Source organism: Nisaea sp. (assembly GCF_965216895.1).
Classification (GTDB): Bacteria; Pseudomonadota; Alphaproteobacteria; order Thalassobaculales; family Thalassobaculaceae; genus Nisaea.
Genome location: NZ_OZ244205.1, coordinates 1079327 through 1103642 on the forward strand (window position 1 = coordinate 1079327; position 24316 = coordinate 1103642).

At 64.7% G+C, this 24316-nt stretch carries 20 protein-coding genes; 11 read left to right on the top strand and 9 right to left on the bottom strand.

The annotated features are described in order from the left end of the window. Nucleotides 1-69 precede the first annotated feature (69 nt). Complete coding sequence (locus ACOOE1_RS05185) at nucleotides 70-1791, top strand: SulP family inorganic anion transporter (protein ID WP_420405272.1); 1722 nt, start codon at nucleotides 70-72, stop codon at nucleotides 1789-1791. Here the strand turns inward: ACOOE1_RS05185 and ACOOE1_RS05190 are convergent. Further along, nucleotides 1766-2572 (bottom strand): alpha/beta fold hydrolase, encoded by an 807-nt coding sequence (locus ACOOE1_RS05190; RefSeq protein WP_420405273.1) that lies wholly within the window; start codon nucleotides 2570-2572, stop codon nucleotides 1766-1768. The two genes, ACOOE1_RS05185 and ACOOE1_RS05190, sit on opposite strands and share 26 nt — an antisense overlap. Nucleotides 2573-2673: 101 nt before the next feature. After that, nucleotides 2674-4032, bottom strand: coding sequence for an MATE family efflux transporter (locus tag ACOOE1_RS05195; protein ID WP_420405274.1), 1359 nt, complete (start codon nucleotides 4030-4032; stop codon nucleotides 2674-2676). 75 nt (nucleotides 4033-4107) lie between these two features. On the opposite strand from ACOOE1_RS05195, the gene ACOOE1_RS05200 reads away from it, so the two are divergent. The 5 genes from ACOOE1_RS05200 (at nucleotide 4108) to ACOOE1_RS05220 (ending at nucleotide 10133) form a co-directional block, all read left to right on the top strand. Continuing rightward, nucleotides 4108-5046: an AEC family transporter gene (locus ACOOE1_RS05200; protein WP_420405275.1), complete on the top strand. Its 939-nt coding sequence runs from the start codon at nucleotides 4108-4110 to the stop codon at nucleotides 5044-5046. 115 nt (nucleotides 5047-5161) lie between these two features. After that, nucleotides 5162-6499 (top strand): multicopper oxidase family protein, encoded by a 1338-nt coding sequence (locus tag ACOOE1_RS05205; RefSeq protein ID WP_420405276.1) that lies wholly within the window; start codon nucleotides 5162-5164, stop codon nucleotides 6497-6499. Between the two features lie 99 nt (nucleotides 6500-6598). Next, nucleotides 6599-7396 (top strand): enoyl-CoA hydratase, encoded by a 798-nt coding sequence (locus ACOOE1_RS05210; protein WP_420405277.1) that lies wholly within the window; start codon nucleotides 6599-6601, stop codon nucleotides 7394-7396. 2 nt (nucleotides 7397-7398) lie between these two features. After that, the gene (locus ACOOE1_RS05215; RefSeq protein ID WP_420405278.1) at nucleotides 7399-9222 is read left to right on the top strand and encodes an O-acetylhomoserine aminocarboxypropyltransferase; all 1824 of its coding nucleotides are present in this window, start codon (nucleotides 7399-7401) and stop codon (nucleotides 9220-9222) included. Nucleotides 9223-9659: 437 nt separating this feature from the next. Further along, nucleotides 9660-10133, top strand: a complete 474-nt coding sequence (locus ACOOE1_RS05220; protein WP_420405279.1) for a PAS domain-containing protein — start codon at nucleotides 9660-9662, stop codon at nucleotides 10131-10133. 163 nt (nucleotides 10134-10296) lie between these two features. On the opposite strand, the gene ACOOE1_RS05225 is transcribed toward ACOOE1_RS05220, so the two are convergent. The 4 genes from ACOOE1_RS05225 to ACOOE1_RS05240 are packed head-to-tail and all read right to left on the bottom strand — an operon-like array spanning nucleotide 10297 to nucleotide 14718. Then, on the bottom strand, nucleotides 10297-10857 hold the full coding sequence (locus ACOOE1_RS05225) for a histidine phosphatase family protein (protein WP_420406410.1): 561 nt from the start codon (nucleotides 10855-10857) through the stop codon (nucleotides 10297-10299). Between the two features lie 5 nt (nucleotides 10858-10862). Then, on the bottom strand, nucleotides 10863-11876 hold the full coding sequence (locus ACOOE1_RS05230) for an NAD(P)H-dependent flavin oxidoreductase (protein ID WP_420405280.1): 1014 nt from the start codon (nucleotides 11874-11876) through the stop codon (nucleotides 10863-10865). Continuing rightward, nucleotides 11873-13999 carry an acetate--CoA ligase family protein gene (locus ACOOE1_RS05235; protein ID WP_420405281.1) on the bottom strand — a complete coding sequence of 709 codons (2127 nt, stop codon included), beginning with the start codon at nucleotides 13997-13999 and terminating at the stop codon, nucleotides 11873-11875. The genes ACOOE1_RS05230 and ACOOE1_RS05235 overlap by 4 nt, the downstream gene beginning before the upstream one ends. Continuing rightward, complete coding sequence (locus tag ACOOE1_RS05240; RefSeq protein ID WP_420405282.1) at nucleotides 13996-14718, bottom strand: SDR family oxidoreductase; 723 nt, start codon at nucleotides 14716-14718, stop codon at nucleotides 13996-13998. Before ACOOE1_RS05240 ends, ACOOE1_RS05235 begins: the two co-directional genes overlap by 4 nt. A 211-nt stretch (nucleotides 14719-14929) precedes the next feature. On the opposite strand from ACOOE1_RS05240, the gene ACOOE1_RS05245 reads away from it, so the two are divergent. After that, nucleotides 14930-15988, top strand: a complete 1059-nt coding sequence (locus ACOOE1_RS05245) for an alcohol dehydrogenase (RefSeq protein ID WP_420405283.1) — start codon at nucleotides 14930-14932, stop codon at nucleotides 15986-15988. A 124-nt stretch (nucleotides 15989-16112) separates the two neighbouring features. Then, complete coding sequence (locus tag ACOOE1_RS05250; RefSeq protein ID WP_420405284.1) at nucleotides 16113-17012, top strand: NAD-dependent epimerase/dehydratase family protein; 900 nt, start codon at nucleotides 16113-16115, stop codon at nucleotides 17010-17012. Here the strand turns inward: ACOOE1_RS05250 and ACOOE1_RS05255 are convergent. From ACOOE1_RS05255 to ACOOE1_RS05265, 3 genes are read right to left on the bottom strand one after another with little or no spacing between them, the layout of a single operon-like run. Beyond that, nucleotides 16988-18580 carry an alkaline phosphatase family protein gene (locus tag ACOOE1_RS05255; RefSeq protein WP_420405285.1) on the bottom strand — a complete coding sequence of 531 codons (1593 nt, stop codon included), beginning with the start codon at nucleotides 18578-18580 and terminating at the stop codon, nucleotides 16988-16990. The genes ACOOE1_RS05250 and ACOOE1_RS05255 overlap by 25 nt on opposite strands. A gap of 4 nt (nucleotides 18581-18584) precedes the next feature. Next, a complete protein-coding gene (locus ACOOE1_RS05260; protein ID WP_420405286.1) occupies nucleotides 18585-19409 on the bottom strand; it encodes a MaoC/PaaZ C-terminal domain-containing protein in 825 nt (274 codons plus the stop codon). Continuing rightward, the gene (locus ACOOE1_RS05265; RefSeq protein WP_420405287.1) at nucleotides 19406-21736 is read right to left on the bottom strand and encodes a molybdopterin guanine dinucleotide-containing S/N-oxide reductase; all 2331 of its coding nucleotides are present in this window, start codon (nucleotides 21734-21736) and stop codon (nucleotides 19406-19408) included. The genes ACOOE1_RS05260 and ACOOE1_RS05265 overlap by 4 nt, the downstream gene beginning before the upstream one ends. Nucleotides 21737-21907: 171 nt before the next feature. On the opposite strand from ACOOE1_RS05265, the gene ACOOE1_RS05270 reads away from it, so the two are divergent. Genes ACOOE1_RS05270 through ACOOE1_RS05280 form a run of 3 tightly spaced genes read left to right on the top strand, consistent with a single transcriptional unit; the run spans nucleotide 21908 to nucleotide 24307 of the window. Further along, nucleotides 21908-22453, top strand: a complete 546-nt coding sequence (locus ACOOE1_RS05270) for a phosphonopyruvate decarboxylase (RefSeq protein WP_420405288.1) — start codon at nucleotides 21908-21910, stop codon at nucleotides 22451-22453. 4 nt (nucleotides 22454-22457) lie between these two features. Continuing rightward, entirely contained in the window at nucleotides 22458-23057 is a 600-nt protein-coding gene (locus ACOOE1_RS05275; protein ID WP_420405289.1) for a thiamine pyrophosphate-dependent enzyme, read from the top strand. Nucleotides 23058-23071: 14 nt separating this feature from the next. Then, complete coding sequence (locus ACOOE1_RS05280; RefSeq protein ID WP_420405290.1) at nucleotides 23072-24307, top strand: MFS transporter; 1236 nt, start codon at nucleotides 23072-23074, stop codon at nucleotides 24305-24307. Nucleotides 24308-24316 lie beyond the last annotated feature (9 nt).

Genomic DNA, 24316 nt, shown 5'->3' on the forward strand with positions numbered 1-24316 from the left:
TTGCTTTCATTGCGATCTCCTCAACGTAGGGACCAGTCACCCGATCGCGGTAACGGTCTGTCCGAACGCATGACCAGTCGCACCGTCCCCTCGCCCGTCGAGCGCGGGCCGTCCTTCGGCGAAGCCTTCACGCCGAAACTCGTCACCGTGCTGCGCGAGGGCTACAGTCTCGCCAACCTGCGAGCCGACGCCATGGCCGGCCTGACCGTCGCGATCGTCGCGCTGCCGCTTTCCATGGCCATCGCCATCGCCTCGGGCGCGACCCCGGCACAGGGACTCTATACCGCCATTTTCGGCGGTTTCCTTGTCTCCGCGCTTGGCGGCAGCCGGTTCCAGATCGGCGGGCCTGCCGGGGCCTTCATAGTGCTGGTTGCCGCGACTATGCAGGCGCACGGCATGGACGGGCTCATCCTCGCCACCATGCTTTCCGGCCTGTTGCTCGCCGCCATCGGCCTGCTGCAGCTCGGCACCTACATCAAATTCATCCCCTATCCGGTCACGGTCGGCTTCACGGCAGGCATCGCGGTGATCATCTTCGCGAGCCAGATCAAGGAACTGCTCGGTCTCACCCTCGCCGCGCCGGAACCGGGTCCGCTGCTGGAAAAGCTGCCGGCGCTCTGGGCGGATCTGCCGACGGCGGATCCCGCGACCATCCTGCTCGCCGGCGCGACCATCCTCGTCATCTCTGGGCTTAAACGGTTCCGGCCCCACTGGCCGGGCATGCTGATTGCGGTCGCCGGGGCCGCGCTGGTCACCGCACTGCTCGATCTTCCGGTCGCGACAATCGGCTCCAAGTTCGGCGGCGTGCCGAGCAGCATTCCGCTACCATCGATTCCCGCATTCGACCTCGCCAAGGTTCAGGCCGTACTGCCGAACGCCCTGGCGTTCGCGCTGCTCGGCTCGATCGAATCCCTGCTTTCCGCCGTCGTCGCCGACGGCATGACCGGCCGGCGGCACCGCTCGAACTGCGAGCTGGTGGCGCAGGGCGCCGCCAATATCGCGTCCGGCCTGTTCTCGGGGATCTGCGTCACCGGCACGATCGCGCGGACCGCGACAAACGTACGTGCCGGGGCACACGGGCCGATCTCCGGCATCATGCATGCGCTCTTCCTTCTCGGCTTCGTGCTGATCGCGGCACCGCTCGCCGGTTACATCCCGCTCGCCAGCCTCGCCGGCGTGCTTGCGCTCGTCGCCTGGAACATGGTCGAGAAGCACGCCTTCGCAAACCTTTTGCGGGCTTCGCGCGGCGATGCCGCCGTCCTGCTCGCAACGTTCCTGCTCACCATCTTCCGAGACCTGACCGAAGCGATCATCGTCGGCTTCGCGCTCGGCTCCGTGCTCTTCATCCACCGCATGTCGAAAACGACGGCGATCGAGACCCACCAGCCGTTCGTCGCCGAGGATGCCGCGGACGATGCGGAGGGTGGACGGCACCCCTACGACGAGGAGCGGGAAAACGATCCGGACATCGTGATCTACCGGATTTCAGGCGTGTTTTTCTTCGGCGCCGCGGCCTCGATCGGCTCGGTCCTGGATCGCATCTCCGACACGCACCGGGCGCTGGTGATCGATTTCTCCGCGGTGCCGTTCCTCGACTCGACCGCCGCCAACACGATCGAGGTGCTGGCTCACAAGGCGGCACGCAACGGCGTGACGGTCTACCTGACCGGAACGACGGTGGAGTCCCGGCGCGATCTTTCGGCCCAGGGCCTCAAGCCGCCCCTGGTAGATTATGAGCCGAGCATCGATGCAGCCGTCCTTGCCGCTAGAGCGTCGCGGCAAATGCCATAAGCTCTTGGCCGAACCGTTCCGGCCGTTCCGCCGGGATGAGATGGCCCGCATCGCTAAAGACGATGTGCGAACTCGACGGGATACGCGCTTCCAGTTCTGCGATATCCTCCTCGACCCGAAACACCCGGTCGTGGGTGCCGGTCATCAGCAGAACCGGCACGGCGAGCTTCTCGTAGGGGAAATCCCAGTCGGTCGTGACCGAGCGCTTCATCAGCTCGTAAAGCCCTTCACCGTCTTTCATCGCCTGGTAGTCGCCCTTGAGCAGGTTCGGCCGCATCTTTGCGAGCTGCTCCGGATTGACCAGCATCGGCAGGTTGGCTTCCATGATGAGTTGGCTGCCACCCGCCGCTGCCATCCGCACCATGGCTGCGTTGATCCACTCAAGCCTGAGGCCGGGCTTGCGCAGAGTGTTGATCAGGACAAGGCCTTCCGCCGCCGCGCCTTTCAGGTAGGCCTGGGCCGCGAAGAGACCGCCGATGGAGAGACCGACGAGGATCGGCCGCGGCGGCGCGACCGCGTCGACGATGTGCTTGAGATCGTCGACGATGGTCAGCGGCCCGAGATCCGTGTCGGGCGTAAAGACGCTCTCGGCCTGGCCCCGGAAGTTATAGACGAGCGTTCCGTAGCCGGCCGCGCGCAGGGCCGGGCCGATCTCCTCGACCTGCCACATGCCGGTATTGCCGGTCAGCGCGTTGACGAAGACGAAGGTCTGTCCCGTCGCGCCGGGTGCGTCATATTCGTAATAGAGATTGTTACCGGGACCGATTTCCAGACTGGCCATGATGTTCCTCCCATCCGCTTGAAAGTCTTTTCCTGTTGCCGGAAATATTGAGCGAGAGGAGGACCGGCGCCAATTGCGAAGGTCGAACGGGTGTCGTCGCGTCAACGCCGCCAGGGGCCGAAGCGAAGCGTGAGTGCGTTGAAGAGTCCGTAGGCCGTCATTGCTCCGGCGACGAGCAGGAAGACGGTACCGGCATCCATGCCATCGCCGAGGAGGAGAAACCCGCCGCCGAGCAGGATCGCGAGACGCACGCCCGCTCCGGTCACCGGCCAGACCAGTGTGTTCAGCGCCTGGCTGGCGAAATAGAGGCAGAGGCCAAGGCCGAAGAAGGCATAGGCCGGACCGACGATGCGCAGATAGTGCGCCGTCGCGGCCGCGATCTCTGTGTTCGCCGTGAAGAGGCCGCTCCAGAGCGCCGGGAAGAACGCGAGGAAGCACCCGATCAGGCCGACGAAACCGGCGGCGAAGCCGCTCCCGGTCCAGGCGACGCGGAGCGCCCGGACGCGCTCTCCGGCACCGAGGCTGACGCCCGCCATGGCGATGCAGGCACTGCCGAAGGCGAAGATGACGGGAATGATCACCAGTTCGAGCCGCACCCCGATGCCGTATCCCGCGAGTGCCTCCGGGCCGATCCGGGCCATGAAGGCGGTGACGACCAGGGCAATGGCGACGGTCAGAACAGACTGCACGCCGGCAAAACTGCCGCGGCGTCCGACGCGCAGAACCTGCCCCCAGTCGACGGCACCGCCGAGCCGCACCCAGTCCGGGCCCGCGGCACCGAACAGTCGCCAGGCGAGATAGAGGCTTCCGGCGGCATAGCCGATCAGCAGCGAAAGGGCGGCACCGGTGATCCCGAGCGAGGCGACTGGCCCGCTTCCGGAGACCAGAACCGAGGCGGAGAGAATATGCATGATGGCGGCGATGCCGAGCCCGACCGCGGGCCGGCGCATGTCGCCCGCGCCGCGCAAGAGGCTTGCCAGCATGTTGAAGAACCAGACCACCACGATGCCGGGGAAGAGGACTCCCGCATAGGCGACCGCGGTATCCAGTACCATGCCCTCGCCCCCCAGAAGACGGAAGAAGGCCGGTCCGAACAGGTGCACGAGCAGTGCGCTGAGACCGCCGCCGATCAGTGCAAGGACCATGGCCGTCCGCACCAGCGCCGCCGCGCCAGCATGATCGCGGGCGCCGAGCGCCCGGGCCGTCGCTGCGACGACCGCGCCGCCGACGGCTCCGGCGGAAAGCATCACCGATAGGGCGAAGAGCGGAAAGACAAGAGCCACGCCGGCAAGAGCAAGGGGTCCGAGTGTGCCGACGAAGCGTCCGTCGGCGACATAGAGAAACGACTGCATCAGCCCGCCGGCCAGTCCCGGCAGGGCCAGCCAGACCAGCTTCCGCGCGATCGGGCCGTCGAGCAACGGATGGGATTCTCCCGCCGGATCGTTCGCCACGACTGTCATCGCGCCGGATTATCGTTTATCGAATGGGACATCCGAAATCTCGTATCACCTGACATTTCCTGTTCCGGGCCCCCCATGGAAATCCTGATCGACATCGTCCTGCCGGTCTTCGGCACCGTCTTCATCGCCTATGGCGCCGCCCGCTTCGGCTGGTTCCCGGACGCGGCTGTCGACAGTCTCTCGAAGTTCGTCTTCAACTTCGCGATACCTCCGATGCTGTTCCACACCATGGCCCGTCGCACGCTTCCGGACCCGATCGAATGGGAGTTCCTGATCTCCTTCTTCGGCGCGGGATACGTGGTCTGGATCCTCGGCATGCTGATTTCATTGTGGTGGTTCAGGAGGGGCTTCGCTCATGCTTCATTAGCAGGAATGACCGGCGCCTTCGGCAACACCGTGCTGCTCGGCATCCCACTGATTCTCACGACCTTCGGCGATGCCGGCACGTTGCCGGTTTTCCTGATCATCGCCTTCCATTCCTGGCAGTTCTTCGCTGCTGTCACGATCCTGGTCGAGGGTAGCCGCGGGCGGAAGGGCGCCATTGCCGGCATTCCCTGGGCGATCCTGAAAAGCCTGCTGACCAACCCGATCCTGCTGGGTCTTCTGCTTGGCCTCGCCTGGAATATCTTTTCGCTGCCGCTGCCGAAACCGGTCGCCGACATCACCGAGTTCATGGGCCGCGCCGCCCTGCCCTGCGCCGTCTTCGCCATGGGTGCCTCACTCGCGCGCTACAGGATCCGCGGCGCGATCGGAGAGGCGCTGGTTGGCAGCACGCTGAAACTGGTGGTTTTTCCGGCCCTCACCTATGTGCTCGCCACCCACATCTTCACGATGGAACCGCTCTGGCGCGATGTCGCCGTCATCATCGCGGCGCTGCCGGTCGGGGTGAATGTCTATCTCTTTGCCGAACGCTACGATGCCGGCACCCCGGCGGCCGCGACCTCGATGCTGGTTTCGACCTTCCTCTCCTTCGGCACCATCGCCTTCGTTCTGCATTTCCTTGGCGTGCGCTAGCACCATATTCTTCTGGTAGGAAGCCGGCGCGACGACCGGCAGACGAGACGGAGAGGAAGAGCCGGTGCGGACAGTTTCAAGACGCAGGTTTCTCGGAGCGGCCGGTGCGTCAGGCTTGGCCGCGACGACACTCACCCTTTCGGGACGTGCTTTCGCTTCCCCCCCCGAAACGCTCGAAGCCCGGCCGGGCACGGCGCGCCTGGCACCGGCCGAGTATGAGCCGACCCCGATCTGGGGCTACGAAGGCGGCGTCCCGGGTCCGACCCTCAGGGTCAAGCAGGGTGGACGGATCGACCGCCGTTTCCTGAACGCGCTGCCTCAGTCCTCGACCGTGCACTGGCACGGCATCCGGATCGACAATGCGATGGACGGCGTGCCGGAACTGACCCAGACCGCCGTCGCGCCGGGCGGTTCCTTCGACTATGCCTTCACCGCGCCCGATGCCGGGACCTACTGGTACCACCCGCACAACCGGACCTGGGAACAACTCGCCCGGGGCCTCTATGGCGCGCTCGTTGTAGAGGAACCTGACGCACCCGACATCGACCGCGACGAAGTCCTGCTGATCGACGACTGGCGGCTCACGGAGAAAGCCGAGATTGCCGAGGATTTCGGCGCCATGCACGACTGGTCGCACGGCGGGCGGATCGGCAACTGGATCACGGTGAACGGCGACGGCTACTGGGCCTCAACCGCAAGGCAGAACGAGCGCCTCCGGCTGCGACTGGTCAATGTCGCCAATGCCCGGATTTTCAGCCTCAGTCTGAAGGGCCTCGACGGCTGGATCGTCGCGCTCGACGGTCAACCTCTGGAGACGCCGCAGCGCGCGGGGCGGATGGTCGTGGCGCCTGCGCAAAGGATCGATCTGATCGTCGACGTGACCGGCGAGGCGGAAGCTTCCATCGTCTCGCATGAACGCAATGGCAGCTACGCCATCGCCACCTTCACCGTCTCCGAGAGTGCGGCCTCGCGGCGCACGGACCCCGCAGCCCCGCTTCCCCCGAACCCGCTGCCGGAGATCGGACCGTTGGAGAGCGCCCGACGCGCCGAGCTCCTGATGGAGGGCGGCGCCATGGGCGGCATGACCGGTGCGATGATGGGCAGCCGATCGATGGACATGCGCGGCCTCGTGCAGCAGGGCAAGGTCTGGGCCTTCAACGGCCGCGCCGACATGCCGGATGAGCCGCTGATCTCCGCCGCCGCCGGCGAGACCATCCGGATCCGGATCGAGAACCGCACCGGCTGGCCGCACGCCATGCATCTGCACGGCCATCATTTCCGCAAGGTGCTGGAGGGCGGCGCACTCGGCGCACATCGGGACACGCTGCTGATGGACCGCGAGGAAATCGCCGAGATCGCCTTCGTCGCGGACAATCCTGGAGACTGGCTGCTGCATTGCCACATGGTCGAGCATTCAGCCGCGGGCATGATGACCTGGATCCGCGTCGCCTGATCAATCGCGCCGGCGGAACGCTCTGGTGACATCGGCGCGTCTGGTCCGCGAGTGGATCCGGCGTTAGTCTCGACCGTAACAACGGATCGGGAGGAAATCATGTCCGTCGCGGAGGAATTCGATACGCCGCTCTTGCTGCGCCGGGACGCGGATGGGATCGCCCGTCTCACGCTCAACCGTCCGAAAGCCTACAACGCGCTCTCGCTCGGCCTGATGGCCGCGCTGCAACAGGAGCTGGACGCAATCGCGGAGGATACGGGCGTCAAGGTCGTGGTCCTCGAAGGCGCGGGCAAGGGTTTCTGCGCCGGACACGATCTGCGCGAGATGCGCTCGCGCAGCGACGCGGCGTTCCACGAGACCGTCTTCGCTGCCTGCTCGAATCTGATGCTGAGCATCACCCAGCTTCCGCAGCCGGTGATTGCCAAGGTGCATGGCATAGCGACGGCCGCCGGCTGCCAGCTTGTGGCAACCGCGGATCTCGCGATCGCAACCGAGGAAACCCGCTTCGGCACTCCCGGGGTCAATATCGGCCTTTTCTGCTCGACCCCGATGGTCGCCGTCTCCCGTGCCATCCCGCGCAAGCAGGTGATGGAGATGCTGCTGACCGGCGAGATGATCGACGCGGAGACAGCGATCGATCACGGCCTGATCAACACGGCGGTGCCGGAAGCCGAGCTCGACGACGCGGTTGCCGAAATGGCCGGGAAGATCGCCTCGAAATCGCCGCTTGTGCTCAAGACCGGCAAGGCCGCCTTCTACCGCCAGCTGGAGATGCCGCTGGCCGAGGCCTATGCCTACACCAGCCGGGTGATGGTCGAGAACATGCAGGCGCGCGACGCCGCCGAGGGGATTGACGCCTTCATAGAGAAACGCAGCCCGAAATGGACGGGGGAATGAGCATGGCCGAGAGCGAAGCGCCGCACCGGATCGACCACGACAATTATCCTGACGGCTACATCAAGGAGATCCTCTCTTCCGTGCGGACCATCGCCGTCGTCGGGGCGAGCCAGAAATGGACCCGGCCAAGCTATTTCATGGCGAAATATCTGCAGGGAAAAGGCTACAGGATCGTCCCGGTCAATCCGGGGCTCGCAGGCGAGGAGATACTCGGTGAGAAAGTCTATGCCTCGCTGAAAGAGATCCCCTTCGCTGTCGACATGGTCGACATCTTCCGCAATTCCGAGGCCGCCGGACCGATCGCGGAGGAAGCGGTCGAGATCGGCGCCAAGGTGGTCTGGATGCAGCTCGGCGTGCGCAACGACGCGGGCGCCGAGGCGGCGGAAGAGGCAGGGCTCAAGGTGGTAATGAATCGCTGCCCGAAGATCGAGTTCTCCCGGCTCTATGGCGAGCTGTCCTGGCATGGCTTCGACTCGAACGTGATCTCCTCGAAGCGCCGCGCCGTCGGCACCCCGGGCGCGGAGGAATCCGCCAACCCGAGTGCGGCACCACAAAGACGGGCCGGGTTCGAGACCCGCGCGATCCATGCCGGCGCAGCGCCGGACCCGACCACGGGCGCGCGCTCGACGCCGATCTACCAGACCACGGCCTACGTTTTCGAGGATGCGGACCATGCCGCATCGCTCTTCAACCTGCAGACCTTCGGCAACATCTATGCGCGGCTCTCGAACCCGACCACGGCGGTGCTGGAGGAACGGATCGCAAGCCTCGAGGGGGGCCGCGGGACCACCTGCACGGCGTCGGGCCATTCGGCGCAGATGCTCGCCCTCTTCCCGCTGATGCAGCCGGGCGACAGTCTCGTCGCCTCGACCCGGCTCTATGGCGGCTCAATCACCCAGTTCGGCAAGACCTTCAAGAAGTTCGGCTGGAACTGCAGCTTCGTCGATGTCGACGATCTTGACGCGGTCCGCACGGCGGTCGCGGATCCGGCCTGCAAGGCACTCTTCGCGGAATCCCTCGCCAATCCGGGAGGTGTGGTCAGCGATATCGCGGCGCTGGCGGCGATCGCCCATGATGCAGGCGTGCCGCTCATCATCGACAACACGATGGCAACTCCGTATCTCTGCCGTCCGATCGAGCACGGCGCGGATCTCGTCGTCCATTCGACCACTAAGTTCCTCTCCGGTCACGGCAACGCCATGGGTGGGGCGGTAGTGGACTCCGGGAAATTCGACTGGGGCCAGAACGAGAAATTCCCGTCGCTCTCGGAGCCGGAGCCGGCCTATCACGGCATCTCCTTCTGGGAGAGCTTCGGCGATCTCGCCTTCACCACCTATGGCCACGCCGTGGGGCTGCGCGATCTCGGGCCGACCATGGCGCCGATGAATGCCTACCTGACCATCACCGGCATCGAGACCCTGCCGATCCGCATTGAACGGCACGTCTCCAATGCCATGCAGGTTGCGCGCTGGCTCGACGCCCATCCGGCGGTGTCATGGGTCTCTTACGCCGGGTTGCCAAGCAGCCGCTACCACGCTTTGGCACAGAAATACCTTCCCGGCGGGGCAGGCTCCGTCTTCACCTTCGGGGTCAAAGGCGGCTACGAGGCCGGTCGGCGTCTGGTCGAGGGGGTCGAACTGCTCAGCCACCTCGCAAATATTGGCGACACCCGTTCGCTGATCCTGCATCCGGCCTCGACCACGCACCGCCAGCTGACCGAAGAACAGCGCATGGCCGCGGGAGCCGGAGACGATGTCATGCGGATATCCGTCGGGCTGGAGACCGCCGACGACATCATCGCTGATCTGGAGCAGGCGCTTGCTTGATCGCGGATCGAGTTCCTGAATCACAAGGTCCGCCCGGCGGCGCCTTCGAAGGGACGCCGGAAGCGCGAAGTCGATTGCGCGTATAATGGGCTGCGCGCTGCGGTTGCCGGCGCCCGGTCGTACTTCCTGACGATCCGTACCGGTACAGTCCTGCAGCAACCGGACCTGCGTTTGCTTTTCGCCTGAGGTAGGATTGTCCCGTCCCTCGCCGGATGCATGGCTGCCATGATTCTTGACCGGACGCTCACGCAAAGGTTGACCGCGTGCCGCCAGTCACCCATATCGGCGCCAATTGCGCATCGGAGACGCCGTCAGGAGACGCCGAACCGGTGCGTATTTGTTTTTCGGCACACGAGGTATGACAGCGGAACATGCGCAAGGGCGGCTCAATCATATCCGATCGACACCGCATTCACGGCCCAAATGGTCCGGCGGACATGGATCTCGTCGCGATCACGGCGGCAGACCAGCTCGAACATCCCGAGCTCCGGAGCCTGTTTCGTCTTTGGAAGACCAAGGCTCGCAACCGCCACGCTCCCGCACGCTCCGAGATCGAGGTGATCGAACTCAAACGCTGGTTGTCGCATGTGATGCTCATCGATCTCCTGCCCGATACGGAGGACGTCCGCTTCCGCGTCATCGGCACCTGGATCGTGGAGCAGGTCGGCCGGGACGACACCGGCAAGACCATCGCGGAGATCGGTCTGACCGAACGGACATTGTCGATCCGCGATGAATATCGCCGCGCCGCCCGCGAGAAGACCGCCTACCGGTCTTGCGGCATATTCTTCGACCACGCCGGAGCCAAGGATCATCTGATCGCCGAGCGTCTGATTCTCCCGCTCAGCGACGACGGTCGAAGCTGCAACAAGATTCTGTCCGCCATCTACTTCCTGAACCCGGGTTTCTGACCGGCGTCATCGTCCCTGTGGTCGCCATCCGTTCTTCCGTCGAGCGTCAGAACGGTCGTGCAAGCGAATTCCGCCTCGGGAGGGCCGGTCCCGACGCAAACAACCGGCGCCTCAGGGCCCGATTCCGGCCTCCGGGATTGGGGCCAGCCGCGATACGGTTTTCTCAAGAAAGACGGTAGAACACCCGCCATGCCGGCGCGGCATCGCAGTCCCGGAACCAGTTTCCACCAAGATTGCGGGGCTGATCGAAGCTGCGGGAGATCGGCCGTCCCGCAAGATGTGCCAGCAGCAGGGCACCGACCGCGCCGTGGGAAACTACGAGCGGCACGCCGCTAGGATCCAGCCCCGCGACAGCAGACACCGCCTTGACGATGCGCGTCTGTTCGAGCCGCGCAGGCGTCCAGCCGCGCACCGAGCTGTCCGGGTCGGCGAAGAACAGATCCGCCGTCCGGTCGAATTCCTCCATCGGCAGGTAACCTGTCGAAGAACGGTCATTCTCTCCGAGATCGGCCCTGATCTGGACCGCAAGCTCGAGCCGTTCCGAGAGAATTTCCGCAGTGTCGAGCGCCTTGCGTTCGGCGCTTGACCATAGGCTTGTCACGTTCCACAACCAGGGTTGCGCCAAGCCGGACCGGATGCGGGCACGCCCCCGCTCCGAAAGGCCCCAATCCGTGATCGGGATATCGGGATCGACGATAACGTCGGCATGGGTAAGAAAGTACAGGGACGTTACTCCGCGGCGGCCTCATGGCTCACGCGGACAGCCTGCAGCCGGTTCAGCGCCTCGTCCATCTCCTTCACCAGCCGGTCGATGATGTCGCCGAGCGGTTCGACCCGATCCGCAAATACCGCCGACTGCCCCATGGAAAGCAGCCCCTTTTCCGGATCTCCCTCCTCGTAGGCCTCTTTCTGCAAGGTCCCTCGGACATGCGCGCGGTAACTCTCGTAATCGCTGACGCCCGCCGCCTCGAGCTCAGCAACCTTGCGCGCGGTCTCGTTGTCGACCACACGGTAGGTGTTGCGCATCGAGGCGAGCACGAGGCGTGAGCTGGTCTCGTCGGCCTGCAGCACACGCTGCTTCACCGCGTCATGGCTCCAGATCTCGTTTGCGACAAGCAACCGGGTGCCAAGCACCACACCCTCGGCACCGAAGGCAAGTGCTCCGGCGAGTTGACGGCCGTGACCGATGCCTCCGCCGATCACCACCGGGATATCGACCCGGAGTGCGGCCAGCACGCCCTGCACCATGTTGCCAACCATGTTGAGACCGGGATGGCCGCCGCATTCCATACCGACGACGGAAACCGCATCGATATCGAGCTTGGTGGCTGCAGAGACCGCGTGACGGACAGAGGCGACCTTGTGAATCACCTTGGCGCCGCCCTCTTTCAGCTGCCGGACCAGATCTGCCGGCGGCATTGCAGCGGTCTCGAAGCTGCGCACGCCCGCCTGCAGCGCCAGGTCGGCGTGACCGGTGAGCATCTCGTTCTCTTCCGGCCGCTGCGAGATATAGAGATTCACCCCGAGCGGATTGCCGTTGGCAAGCTGTCTTGCCTTCTCCAGCTCCTCCTTCCAGCGGCCCGGATCCGGAAAGGTCTTCGCCGTCATGAAGCCGATGGAACCGGCATTGGCAGCCGCCGCGGCATAGTTCGCGTCGGCAAGCCACATCAGTCCGCCGCAGAGGACGGGATGGCGGATGCCAAAGAGCTCGGTGATCCGGGTGCGGACGCTTTGCGGCCTCATGCATGCCCTCCTGTCGCCGGGACGATGAGCGCATCGACCGCCACCGCGCCCCTGCCCTCGGGCAACACGATAAACGGATTGATATCGATGCTGTCCAATTTCTCCGCATTGGCGGCGGCGAATACGGAGAGTCGCGCCAGCGCCTCGGCGAGCGCGTCGATATCTGCCGGCGGCGCCCCCCGCACGCCTTCGAGGATCCTGAAGCCCTTGATCTCACGAATCATCCTGTGCGCCTCCTCGACCGAGAAGGGCGCAATGCGGAAGCTGACATCCTTCAGCACTTCGACCAGTACGCCGCCGAGCCCGAACATCACCGCCGCGCCCAGCACCGGATCGCGCTGCACGCCGATCACGCATTCCACGCCGCCGCTGACCATTTCGGAAACGATCACACCATCGAGCCGCGCATCCGGCCGCTTCTCCCTGGCCCGCGCCATCAGTGTGGCAAAGCCATCGCGTACCGGCTCCTCCCCCTCGAGGCCGACCAGCACGCCGCCGATCTCGGTCTTGTGGGCGATGTCCGGCGAGGCGATCTTCAGCACGACGCGGCCGCCGATCTCGGATGCCGTGCCTGCCGCGGCCTCGGCGGAAACGGCAAGACGCTCGCGAACCACCGGGATACCGGCGGAGGCGAGAATCCGCTTCGCCTCATGTTCGGATGTCGCGTGCGCCGGAATCTGAAGTGCGCTTGCCGGAAGCTCCGGCGGCGTGCCCCGTGTTGCCGCGAATGCCCGGCCGAAATACATCAGGCCGTTCGCCGCCGTGATCGCCGGCACCGGGTCGTCGAACATCGGATAGCCGTTGCTTTCGTAGAACCGGCGGTTCTCGTCCGAAGCGAGGATCGAGAAAAACAGATGCTTGTCGGGACGCGCAGCGCGGACGGGCCTGAGCGTATCGACGATATCCCGCGCGATCTCCGGCAGCGCCGCGACCGCCGTGAAGAACGAGATCACGACATCGTAGTCGCCCTCTTCCATCATGATCTTCAGGCATTTTGCGATCGCGTCGCGGTCGTTGAAGGCCTGCCCGGTCACGTCTACAGGGTTGCGCGGCGCGGCGAAGGGAAAGAGCTCCAGCATCTTCGCCTGCCCTGCCTGAGAGAATTCCGGAACCTCAAGCCCGAGAGCGGATGCCGAGTCCGCCATCTGCACGCCGAGCCCGCCCGAAATGGTGATGAAGCCGACCTTGTTTCCGTTCGGGAAATGCCCCTGCTGACAGCCATAGGCGACTTCCAGCATTTCGTTCGCGTCCGCCGCGCGGTAGACACCGTACTGCCGCATCATGCCGTCGATCACCGCATCGGTACCGGCAAGCGCGGCGGTATGCGAGGCGGCCGCCGCAGCACCGACCTCGCTCCGCCCGACCTTGACCATGACGATGGGCTTCTTCAGCGAACGAGCCTTCTCGAAAGCGGCCTTGAGTCCCGCACCGTCCCGGATGCCTTCGGCATAGGACATGACAACCTTTACGTCCGGATCATCAAGCAGATAGGAAATGCATTCGGAGAGTTCGATGTCGGACTCGTTTCCGGTCGTCACCCAGCGCCCGACCTTGAGCCCGCGCTTGCGCGCAAGATTGTAGATATGGCCGCCATAGGCACCGCTCTGGCTGGCGATGGCGATCGGGCCGGGTACTGTCGGATCCACCGACGGCGCGGAGGAGAAGGTCCCGGTCCAGCCGCTCGCCGCATTGAAGGCGCCGAGGCAGTTCGGACCCAGTACGCGGATGCCGGTACGCTGTGCGATCTCCGTCAGGCGCGCCTGCATGGCCTCGCCCTCGGCGCCGAGTTCCGAAAAGCCGGAACTGAAGACGATGCAGGCGCCGACGCCCTTGGCGGCGCAGGCCTCTACCGTCTCCGCCACCAGCGTTGCCGGCAACGCGACGATCGCGGCGTCGACCGCCTCCGGCACGTCCGAGATCGAGGGATAGGCTTTCAGCCCCTGGATGATCTCCCGCTTCGGGTTGACCGGATAGATCCGGCCCTTGAACCCGTGCTTCAGCGAATAGTCGATCGGACGCCCGCCGATGCGGAGCGGATCGTCTGTCGCGCCAATGACCGCAAAACTCTCGGGGGCGATCAGGCGGCCGAGATTGCGTTTGCGCAGTTCACTCAGGTCGTTCATAGCGGCGCGGATCCGATGGTCAGGCCGCCGCAGACATACAGCACCTGTCCGGTGCAGAAACCCGCATTCTCCGAGGCGAAGAACGCAACCGCGGCGGCCACGTCCTCCGGCCGACCGATCCGCTTCACCGGAATCGCCGCCTCGATGGCATTGCGACTGGCGGAGCCCGCCGGATTGCCCTCTTCGAACATCTCGGTCGCGATGGGTCCGGGTGCAACACAGTTCACCGTGATGCCGTCGCCGCCGGCCTCGATCGCCCAGGTCCGGGTTGCCGCGGCGATGCCGCCCTTGGTCACCGCATAGGCGCTGCGACCATGCTTCCCGAGCGCGGCGCGCGAGCCGATATTGATCACCCGGCCGAACTTGCGCTTGCGCATCCCAGGCAGGACGGCCTGCATGCACTGGTAGGGCGCGCGGACATTCACCGACATCAGGTGCTCAAGGGTTTCCGGCGTCACTTCCTCGACCGTGCCGAGCGGCGCGATGCCGGCATTGTTCACCAGAACGTCCACCTCGAACTCGGCAGCGATCCCCGCCAAAGCCGCACGGGTCGCTTCCGCGTCGCTGAGATCGATCGTGCGAAAGACGCCGGGGAAGCCGCCCGGCGGCCCCGAGCGCGCCACACCCACGACCTGGTAATCCCTCTCCGCGAGATAACCGGCGACGGCGCGCCCGATCCCCCGGCTCGCGCCCGTCACCAATGCGGTCTTACGGCCCATCGGCCAAATCCTCCCCTTCCCCGGATCTCCGTGCGTTCGGTCTCTTGCCGAATTGTCACCGATCCATTCGCGGCCTTCCTCTCAGAATCCGCAAGATTGTCCTGTTCGCAGGTGGCAGTCTCACGCCTTGCGAGCTTGCCAGACGGGCCGCCACGGCCTACGAAAACGAAACTGAATTTCGCAAACGCGATTATCGGGAGGAAATCGATCCATGCAAATGCGGAGTTGGAAAGTCACCGATTTCGGGAAGCCTCTGGAAATGATCCAGCAGGAAATCCCCGAGCCGACCGGAACCGAAGTTCTCGTAAAGGTAACGCGCTGCGGGGTCTGTCACTCCGATCTGCATATCGGTGACGGCTATTTCGATCTGGGATCCGCCGGGCGCCTGAACATGGGCGACCGCGGCGTGCCGCTGCCCCATGTGCTCGGCCACGAGATACTCGGCGAGGTCGTCAAGGGCGGTCCGGACGCGGGCACCGTGCCTTCCGGCGAGACCAAGCTCATCCACCCCTGGATCGGTTGCGGCGAATGCTCGATCTGCAAGGCAGGCCAGGAAAACCATTGCGCGAAGCCGCGCACCCTCGGGGTCTACAGGGACGGCGGCTACCAGGAATATATCCTCGTCCCGCATCCGATGTTCCTGGTCGATATCGGCGATGTCGATCCGACCGACGCGACGCCCTTCGCCTGCTCCGGCGTCACCGTCTACAGCGCGATCAAGAAGGCGCTGCCGGTGCATGACGACGAGTGGCTGGTGATCATGGGAGCCGGCGGCCTCGGCCTCGCAGCTGTCAGCATCGCCCACGCCATGGGCGTCAAGCAGGTGCTCTCCTGCGACATCGACGACAAGAAGCTCGCCGCGGCGAAGGAAATGGGGGCAACCGCCACACTCAATATCTCCGGCGACGATGCGGCGAAGAAGCTGGCGGAAGCGACCGGCGGCGGCCCGCGCGCCGTGGTCGACACGGTCGGCGCCAACCCGACGGCCAAACTCGGCTATTTCTCGCTGGTCAAGGGTGGCCGCTATGTCATCGTCGGTCTCTATGGCGGCGACTTCACCGTGCCGCTCCCGACCCTGCCGCTCCGCGCTGCTGCCGTGATCGGCTCCTATGTCGGCAGCCTGAAGGAGCTGAAGGAACTGATGGAGCTCGTGAAGGCCGGCAAGGTCAAACAGGTCCCTATCGAGACCCGGCCGATGGACCAGGTTCAGAACACGCTGGACGATCTGCGCGCAGGCAAGATCGTCGGGCGCGTGGTGCTGACGAACTGACGCATTCTCTGGTGCCGGGCGGGACGATCTCGCCCGGCAACCGAATTGTTCAAGTTTTTTCTTGCCATTAAATTCATGCCGGGGTTCTATCCTCTCGATTTGATTTGTCGGATCGGGCATCCCCATGCACGTGCTTCTTCTCGGCGGCACCGGCTCTATCGGGTCTGCCATTCTCAAAGAGCTGATCACTCACGGCCACCGGGTTACCGCCCTTGCCCGCTCGGACAGATCCGCTGCGATCTTGTCGGAGAACCGCGCCATTCCCCTTCCCGGTGACCTCGTCTGTCCGGTCGACTGGGCGCATGCCGCCGCGGAAGTGGATGCAGTCGTCCACGCGGCCGCGGACTTTGACACCGATATGGGCGCCATTGACAGGGCGTTTCTGGAAGCAATCGTCGCAGCTGCATCGGGTCGAAGGACGCCCCTGCGCTTTCTCTATACCGGAGGCTGCTGGCTCTTCGGCGAAACCGGACAGGAGATCGCGGACGAGACCATGCCCTACGATCCATTGCCAAGCTTTTCCTGGATGCTCGAGAATTGGGACTGGCTCGCCGATGCACCGTGCATTGCCCCGATCCTGATCCATCCTGCGATGGTCTGGGACGAGCTGGGCGGTGTCCTGCACCGCTATATGGAGGCGGCGTGGAACGGCCGCCCGATCGAGATCTGGGGATCACCGGACGTTACCTGGCCGCTCGTACACCGCCGCGACCTCGCCTCCGCCTACCGTCTCGCCCTCGAGAACGCGCCGGCGGGAGAAACCTACTGCATCGCAGCGGAAACCGGAGTCAAGACCAGCACACTGGCCGACGCGGTGGCTGAGCGCGCCGGATCCAAGCACCCACATTCGGTTCTGTCGGTCGAACAGGCCGTCACCCAGCATGGTGACTGGGCCGCAGGACCGGCGCTCGTACAGCGCATGAGCGGGGAAAAAATCGTCAGAGACCTCGGCTGGAACCCTTTGATTGAAGATGCCGCTGGCCTGATTTCAGGATTGAATCAGGGGTCTCCCGGCTTCCAATAGCCGATCAGAATGCCCTGCCGGTCCGCGCCGCCGGTGCGCCGGAGGATCTCCTCGTCCGAGATCGTGACGCGCAGGCGCCGGTTGCGGAACCAATCGAATAGTTTCTCGTGAAGCTCCGCGCGGATGTCCGCATATCCGGGGTCTGCGCCGAGATCGTCGAATTCGTCGGGATCGGCCTTCAGATCGAAGAGTTGCGGACGGAAGGTCTCGTGCAGCACATATTTCCAGCGCTCCGTCCGCAGCATGTAGCAACGCGCGTCCATCGGCGCGAGATCGAGATCGGCGCGCGCATCGCGACCGGAATAGTCGCTCTCGGAAACGGCGAATGTCCGCCACTCGGTGTCGCGGCCTTCGAGCAGCGGCTGGAGTGAGCGCCCCTCGAGACGGTGCGCGGCAACGTCCCCGCCGGCAGCTTCAACGAATGTCGGGACGAGATCGATCGCCTCGACAAGGGATGTGCTGACCGTGCCCCGCGTCGCGTCCGCCGATTTCCGTGGATCGTAGACGATCAGCGGTATGCGGACCGAGGCCTCGTGGAAGAGATCCTTCTCGCCGAGCCAGTGATCGCCGAGATAATCGCCATGATCGGAGGTGAAGACGATCATCGTGTCGTCGAGGCGTCCCTGCCGCTCCAGTACCGTCATCAGGCGCCCGAACTGGTCGTCGATCTGTTTGATCAGCCCCATATAGGCGGGGACGACGGTCTCCCGCGCTTCGGGACGACGAAACAGCTTACTGTCCTTGTGCCGCATGAAGGCGGCATAGACCGGATGCGGATCCGCTTCCTCCCGCGCGTCACGTCGGACCGGGAGCATATGTTCGGGCCCGTACATCGAGGCATAGGGCTCCGGCGCGATATAGGGCCAGTGCGGTTTGATGTAGGAGAGATGCAGGCACCACGGACTGTCGCCCATCTCCGTAATGAAGTCGATCGCCCGGTCGGTCATGTAAGGCGTCTCGCTATCCTCGTCGCGAACCCGCGCCGCGCCGTTCGAATGTCCCCAGTACCAGCCGTCGAGCGTCTCCCCCGAGACGTTCTCTGTAGAGTTCACATGGCTCGACCAGGGATTCTCGCCGAGATAACCCTTCTGCCTCAGATAGCGGTTATAGGGCAGGTCCGGATCGGCGCAGCGGTCGGGATGCAGCCCGTCGTCGCGCTCGTAGGGCTCGAACCCGCATTCGGAAATCAGCACGCCTTGCTCGGAGACCGGGTCGAGGCCGAGCCGCGCCATGCCCTCCGCGTCTTCCTTCATATGCGTCTTGCCGGCGAGCGCGACCCTCATACCGAGCGGCCGGAGATAGTCCCCGAGCGTCCATTCGTCGACTCGCAGCGGGTAGTTGTTCCAGCCCGCCCCATGGCTGAACATGTAACGTCCGGTATAGAAGGACATGCGCGAGGGCCCGCAGATCGGCGATTGGCAATAGGCCCTGTCGAAACGCATGCCGCGCGCCGCAAGGGCATCGATATGCGGCGTCTGCAAATGCGGATGACCGGCGCAGGAGAGGTAGTCCCAACGCAGCTGGTCACACATCACAAAGAGAATATTGCGGACTTTGTTCCGGAGCATCTGCTCAGGCGTACGATATCGAGGCGACGGTCAGTTCGGCCGTGAGCTTTCCGTCCGTGTTGAGAGCACGCACCCGGTCGATGAGACCGTCTTCGCCCCTGCGCAGCCAGAGGCTCGCTTCATCGTCCCAGAAGACCGGCCGGCGGAAACTCGCCGCCAGTTCGAACGAAACCGGCGGGCCGTCCTCGGTCAGACGGCCCATCATCCAGACCATGGTCTGCAGCCCCTGCGCCAGGGGCGCCCGGTATCCGAGGTTTGCCGCGAAGTCCGGCTCGAAATGAATAAGGTTCCCGACATCGGAAGAAAACAGCGTGACGTCCTCGGGCGTCATGGTTTTCTCGGAGACTTCCTCGAACCCCTCGCGCGGATCGGCCGGCTTCTTCTGCCCGGCTTTCGCCGCGGCGGCTGCCCATTTCTCCTTGTCCGGCACCAAGCCGATCACATCTGCGACCAGAGCGACCCCTCCGTCGTGGCGGACGAACTCGAAGGTCCGGTGCAGACGGTGTCCCCGCTCGACCTCGTCATAGGCCTCGATCCAGCCGCGCTGGGTCAGCGGCTCGCCGACGGCAATCGGCTGGAATTGTCGGAAGCGCTGCTCGGTCTGCACCAGCCCGTCGACCTGATGCCCGGCTTCCCGCATTGCCTCGAAACAGTCCTGCCCGAATAGCCCGGCCGCCGCCTGGTCGCCGTAGAGCGCCGGATCGACCCCGCAAGCCCGGAGCCGGCTGTTCTGGTAGTCCCGGCTGCGCGTGACGGGACGCTCCCGAAACCTGAAACCCGGATAAAATTCTTCCGTCTTGGTGCGCGGCGTCGGAGCGGAATGGATCATAGTCGGCCTTTCTCCAAGATCTCCGGCGGCACGAAGGCGGTTACCGGCGGCGGTGTGCCCTGGTACTTCTCAACCTCGACAAGTACCGAATGGGCGCTCGGTCCCTGCCCAAGGCTGGACGTTCCCTTGTCGCGGGTCAGGACGTTCGGATTGCCGTGCTTGCAGAGCGAGCCGATCACTCCGGGTTCTTCCGGATCGTACCAGGCCCCGGTCGAGAGCTGCACCACTCCAGGCCGGACCGCGTCGGTAACAATGACGCCGGCGAGGCAGGCGCCCCGATCGTTGTAGAGCCGTACCACATCGCCGTTTTCGATCCCGCGCGCCGCGGCATCGTCCGGATGCATGCTCATCGGCTCGCGGTCCTGGATCTTTGAGCCGCGGCTGATCGCTCCGCTGTCGAGCTGACTGTGCAGCCGGGTCTTGGGCTGGTTCGAGATCAGGTGCAGGGGGTAACTCTCCGCCTCCGGAGCGCCGAGCCACTCATATGGCTCCAGCCACACCGGATGGCCCCGGCAATCGGCATATCCGAAGCTTTCGATTTTCTCCGAGAAGAGCTCGATCTTGCCACTCGGCGTCCGTAGCGGATTGGCCTCGGGATCCTGACGGAAGGCCTCCAGCAGAATCATTGGCGTCTTCGGCTTCAGGACCTCCATGGTTCCGGTTTCACGGAAGGTTTCGAGATCCGGAAGTTCGAACTCCGCCTCCGCCGCACGTTGGCGCGCCTGATCCCAGAGATGACGCATCCAATCTTCCGCATCACGCCCCTCGGTGAACACATCGGCGACACCGAGCCGCTCGGCGAGGCCGGTGAAGACGTCATAATCGTTCCGGGATTCGCCGACCGGCTCGATCGCCTTCTGCATCGCGACGATTGTCTGCTCCCAGTGGGTCATGGAGAGATCGTTGCGCTCCAGCGCCGTCGTCGTTGGGAACACGAAGTCGGCATGACGCGCCATCGCCGTCCACCAGATCTCGTTGACGAAGACGGTGTCCGGCTGCCGGATCGCTTTCACCAGACGGTTCAGGTCCTGATGATGATGGAACGGATTGCCGCCGGCCCAGTAGACCGCCTTGATATCCGGGTAGGTACGGGTCTCGCCGTTGTAGACGAAGTCACCGCCGGGATTGAGAAGCATGTCCGAAATCCGGGCGACGGGGATGAAATCCTCGACCGGATTCCGCCCCTGAGGTAGCGCCGGCCACTTGAAGAGTTCCACCGGGTTACCGATGCCGTTTTCCGAGCCGTAGCCGAGCCCGAAACCGCCGCCCGGCAGGCCGATCTGTCCGAGCATCGCTGCCAGCAGCACGGTCAGCCAGAAGGGCTGCTCGCCATGATCGCCTCGCTGGAGGCTCCACGCGGTCATGATCATGGTGCGGCCGCCCGCCATCCGTCGTGCGAGCTTGCGGATCGTCTCGGCCGGAACCTCGGAAATCCTTTCGGCCCATTCCGGAGTCTTCGGCTGTCCGTCGGTTTCCCCGAGCAGATAGGGCAGGAACTTCTCGAAGCCGGTAGTATATTCCGCGAGGAAGTCCTCGTTGTGCAGACCTTCCGAATAGATCACATGCGCCAGCGCCAGCATGAGCGCCGCGTCGGTGTTGGGCCGGGGCGCGATCCAGTCCGCCTCGATCAGATCGACGACATCGTTGCGGATCGGGCTGATATTCACGAACTCGCCCCCCATGTCGTAGGCGGTCTTGAGTCCCTCGAAGACTGTGTGACGGCCGACGCCGCCGGAGGTCACCTGCCCGTTCTTCACCGGTACGCCGCCGAACATCACCACGAGTTCGGAATGTTCCGCGATCACCGGCCAGGTCGTGTGCCGGTTCAGGAGATCCGCGAACGGGCCGACGACATGGGGGATGATCACCTGCCCCGCGGCATAGCTGTAGGTATCGACATGGCGCACATAGCCGCCGATGCTGTTCAGGAAACGGTGCACCTGGCTCTGCGCATGGTGGAACCGGCCGGCGCTCGACCAGCCGTAGGAACCTCCGAAAATCGCCCGGTTACCATGCTGATCCCTGATCCGTTTGAGCTCGCCCGCCGCCATGTCGAGCGCCTCGTCCCAAGGCACCGCGACGAAAGGCTCGCCGCCGCGGCCTTCGCGCGAGGCCGGACCGTTCTCGAGCCAACCCTTGCGGATCATCGGCCTGCGGATACGCACCGCGTCGTCCACCGCGTCGACAATCCCGGGGCCGATGATCGCCGGCGCCGGATCCTTGTCGTAATCGTGCACGGCCACGAGCTTGCCGTTCTCGACTTCGGCGAAATAAGTCCCCCAATGCATCGAGGTCGGAATGAGACGGCGGTCGGTCTTCAGAGACATGGCAGTTTTCCCGGATAGAAGTCGACAAGACTATGAGCCAGCCTCCGGTCCAAGACAATGGAACGGTTGGCAATACCGACATCGCGGAACGGGACCGGTTCCGTTGCCCGCGTGGACAGGCCACCCCGCTGAAGGCACATTGCATGCGAGGTTTGAACGAACGGAGATCCCATGAACGGCGACTGGAGTGCCCACGCGCACCAGCTCTTCAAGGAGCACGACATCAAGCAGGTGGCCTATGTGCCGGACGCGGGCCTTAGCAAGCTGATCAAATCCAGCCTCGCCGACAACGACATCCAGACCGTGCCGCTGACGACCGAGGAGGAAGGCATTGCGGTTTCCGCCGGTGCCTGGCTTGGCGGACAGAAATGCGCCGTCCTGATGCAGAGCAGCGGCGTCGGCAACACGATCAACATGATCGCCTCGCTGACCACGACCTGTGCCTTCCCGCTCTTCATGATCGTGACCATGCGCGGCGATTACGGCGAGTCCAACCCCTGGCAAATGCCGATGGGCCGCGCCGTCCAACCGGTCCTCGAAGCGGTCGGTGTGCGCTGCCTGAGAGCAGAAACCGACGAGGAAGCGGCCGAGGCGATCAAGGCCGGGCTGATGATGTCCTTCCACGGCGGCGAAGCTGTCGCGGTCCTGATCGGTCAGAAGCTGATCGGCGCGAAACCCTTTACCGGCGCCCATGCCGGCATGCAGGCGGAGGGCTGAGATCATGGCCACGCAGAAACTGTTCCGGCGCGACGTCGTCAAGAAACTCATGTCCGTTCGCGGCGATGCGCTCTGCGTCAGCGGGCTCGGCTCGCCGACCTGGGATCTGGCAGCGGCCGATCACCGGCCGGAGAACTTCTATATCTGGGGCGGCATGGGTGGCGCGACGCCCACCGCCCTTGGCCTCGCGCTCGCACAGCCGGAGCGCAAGGTCTGGGTGATCACCGGAGACGGGGAACAGCTGATGGGAGTCGGCAGCTTTTCCACCGTCGCTCTGCAGCAGCCGAAGAACCTCGCCATCATCGTGCTGGACAACGAACATTACGGCGAAACCGGCATGCAGGCCGCCCCGACGGGACGCGGCACCGACCTTGCCGAAATGGCCGCAGGCGCCGGCATTCCAGAAACCATGACGGTGACGGATGGCGCCGGGCTGGAAGACCTGACGGAGCGCCTGGAAAAGGGAAACTTCCCTTTGGTTGCCGTGATAAAAGTCGATGTCCGGACGGGTGAGACCGTCATGCCGCCGCGCGACGGCAAGTATGTGAAGACTGTTTTCCGCACCGCCGTCCTCGGGGCCGACAAGGCGCAGCATCCAGGCTGACGGAGAATTGCGGCATGACCGCCGGCCCCGAAACCATCCATACCGCACCGCCTCTCCGCGACACGGTCACGGTGGTCGTGTTCATGATCTGCGTCCAGCTCATCGGCTCGATGGCGTCGCTCTGGCTGCCAGCCATCGCGCCCGAAGTCGCGGCAGGGCTCGAAGTCGACGCCTCGTTGATCGGTTTTCAGGTTGTCGTGGTCTATCTCGGCGGGATGGTGACCAGTCTGTTCGCCGGCGGCCTGGTCTCGCGGCTCGGGGCCTGGCGGATCTCGCAGATCAGCCTCGTGCTCTTCGCACTGGCCCATCTGGTGATCGCAAGCGGCGCGTTGTCTCTGATTGCCGTCGGCTCCTTCATCATCGGGTTTGGCTATGGCCTCATCAATCCGCCCGCGGCGCACCTCCTGTCCAAGGTCGTCACGCCCCGGAACCGGAATCTGGTGTTTTCCATCCGCTTTACCGGCGTGCCGCTCGGCGGGATCGCTGCCAGCACCTTCGCACCGGCGATCGCGCTCGCCGCCGGCTGGCGCCTCAGCATGGGAGCGACGGTCCTTGTCGCCCTGGCTCTTGCGCTGCTGATGCAGGCCTTCCGCGCGCGATGGGACGCCGACCGCTCCCGCGAAGCCCCGCTCTTCCGCTCGCCACTGGCAGATATACGGGATGCCCTCCACCTGCCCGCGATCCGGTGGATGTGCTTCACCGGTCTGTTCCTGGCCGCGATCCAGCTTTCTCTCAATGCCTTTGCGGTGACGTTCCTGGTCGAGGAAACCGGCTATACGCTGGTCGCGGCGGGGCTCGCCCTGACGGCCGTGCAGGTGGCCGGGGTGATTGGACGTATCGCCTGGGGTGTTCTCGCCGACCGCATCCACAGCGGATTCACCGCCCTCGTCATCAATGCGTTGCTGACCGCCGGATCGGCGCTCGCGACGGTTTTCGTCGCGCCTGACTGGCCGAGCGCCCTGGTCTATCTGCTGTTCTTTGTCTTCGGGTTCACCGCCATGGGCTGGAACGGCGTGTTCGCCTCGACCGTGGTCGAGCACAGCCCGGACGGCAAAGCCGGAAACATGACCGGCGCGGCGCTGTTCTTCACGTTCTCGGGGGTGATCGTCGGCCCCGCGATCTTCACGCTCGGCTACCAGCTGACCGGAGCCTATAGCGGCAGCTTCGTGATCACCGCGCTGCTGGCTCTGGCCGGCACGGCGACAATCCTGCTCGCAGCGCGCGGGGCTCGGGAAACAGTCAGAAAGTGACCGGGAAAA

Coding starts and splice junctions, on each gene's coding strand:
- ACOOE1_RS05235 (WP_420405281.1), bottom strand. CDS start 13,999: ATGAACGACCTGAGTGAACTGCGCAAACGCAATCTCGGCCGCCTGATC.
- ACOOE1_RS05200 (WP_420405275.1), top strand. CDS start 4,108: ATGGAAATCCTGATCGACATCGTCCTGCCGGTCTTCGGCACCGTCTTC.
- ACOOE1_RS05185 (WP_420405272.1), top strand. CDS start 70: ATGACCAGTCGCACCGTCCCCTCGCCCGTCGAGCGCGGGCCGTCCTTC.
- ACOOE1_RS05240 (WP_420405282.1), bottom strand. CDS start 14,718: ATGGGCCGTAAGACCGCATTGGTGACGGGCGCGAGCCGGGGGATCGGG.
- ACOOE1_RS05210 (WP_420405277.1), top strand. CDS start 6,599: ATGTCCGTCGCGGAGGAATTCGATACGCCGCTCTTGCTGCGCCGGGAC.
- ACOOE1_RS05250 (WP_420405284.1), top strand. CDS start 16,113: ATGCACGTGCTTCTTCTCGGCGGCACCGGCTCTATCGGGTCTGCCATT.
- ACOOE1_RS05275 (WP_420405289.1), top strand. CDS start 22,458: ATGGCCACGCAGAAACTGTTCCGGCGCGACGTCGTCAAGAAACTCATG.
- ACOOE1_RS05230 (WP_420405280.1), bottom strand. CDS start 11,876: ATGAGGCCGCAAAGCGTCCGCACCCGGATCACCGAGCTCTTTGGCATC.
- ACOOE1_RS05260 (WP_420405286.1), bottom strand. CDS start 19,409: ATGATCCATTCCGCTCCGACGCCGCGCACCAAGACGGAAGAATTTTAT.
- ACOOE1_RS05195 (WP_420405274.1), bottom strand. CDS start 4,032: ATGACAGTCGTGGCGAACGATCCGGCGGGAGAATCCCATCCGTTGCTC.
- ACOOE1_RS05270 (WP_420405288.1), top strand. CDS start 21,908: ATGAACGGCGACTGGAGTGCCCACGCGCACCAGCTCTTCAAGGAGCAC.
- ACOOE1_RS05255 (WP_420405285.1), bottom strand. CDS start 18,580: ATGCTCCGGAACAAAGTCCGCAATATTCTCTTTGTGATGTGTGACCAG.
- ACOOE1_RS05190 (WP_420405273.1), bottom strand. CDS start 2,572: ATGGCCAGTCTGGAAATCGGTCCCGGTAACAATCTCTATTACGAATAT.
- ACOOE1_RS05265 (WP_420405287.1), bottom strand. CDS start 21,736: ATGTCTCTGAAGACCGACCGCCGTCTCATTCCGACCTCGATGCATTGG.
- ACOOE1_RS05280 (WP_420405290.1), top strand. CDS start 23,072: ATGACCGCCGGCCCCGAAACCATCCATACCGCACCGCCTCTCCGCGAC.
- ACOOE1_RS05245 (WP_420405283.1), top strand. CDS start 14,930: ATGCAAATGCGGAGTTGGAAAGTCACCGATTTCGGGAAGCCTCTGGAA.
- ACOOE1_RS05220 (WP_420405279.1), top strand. CDS start 9,660: ATGGATCTCGTCGCGATCACGGCGGCAGACCAGCTCGAACATCCCGAG.
- ACOOE1_RS05215 (WP_420405278.1), top strand. CDS start 7,399: ATGGCCGAGAGCGAAGCGCCGCACCGGATCGACCACGACAATTATCCT.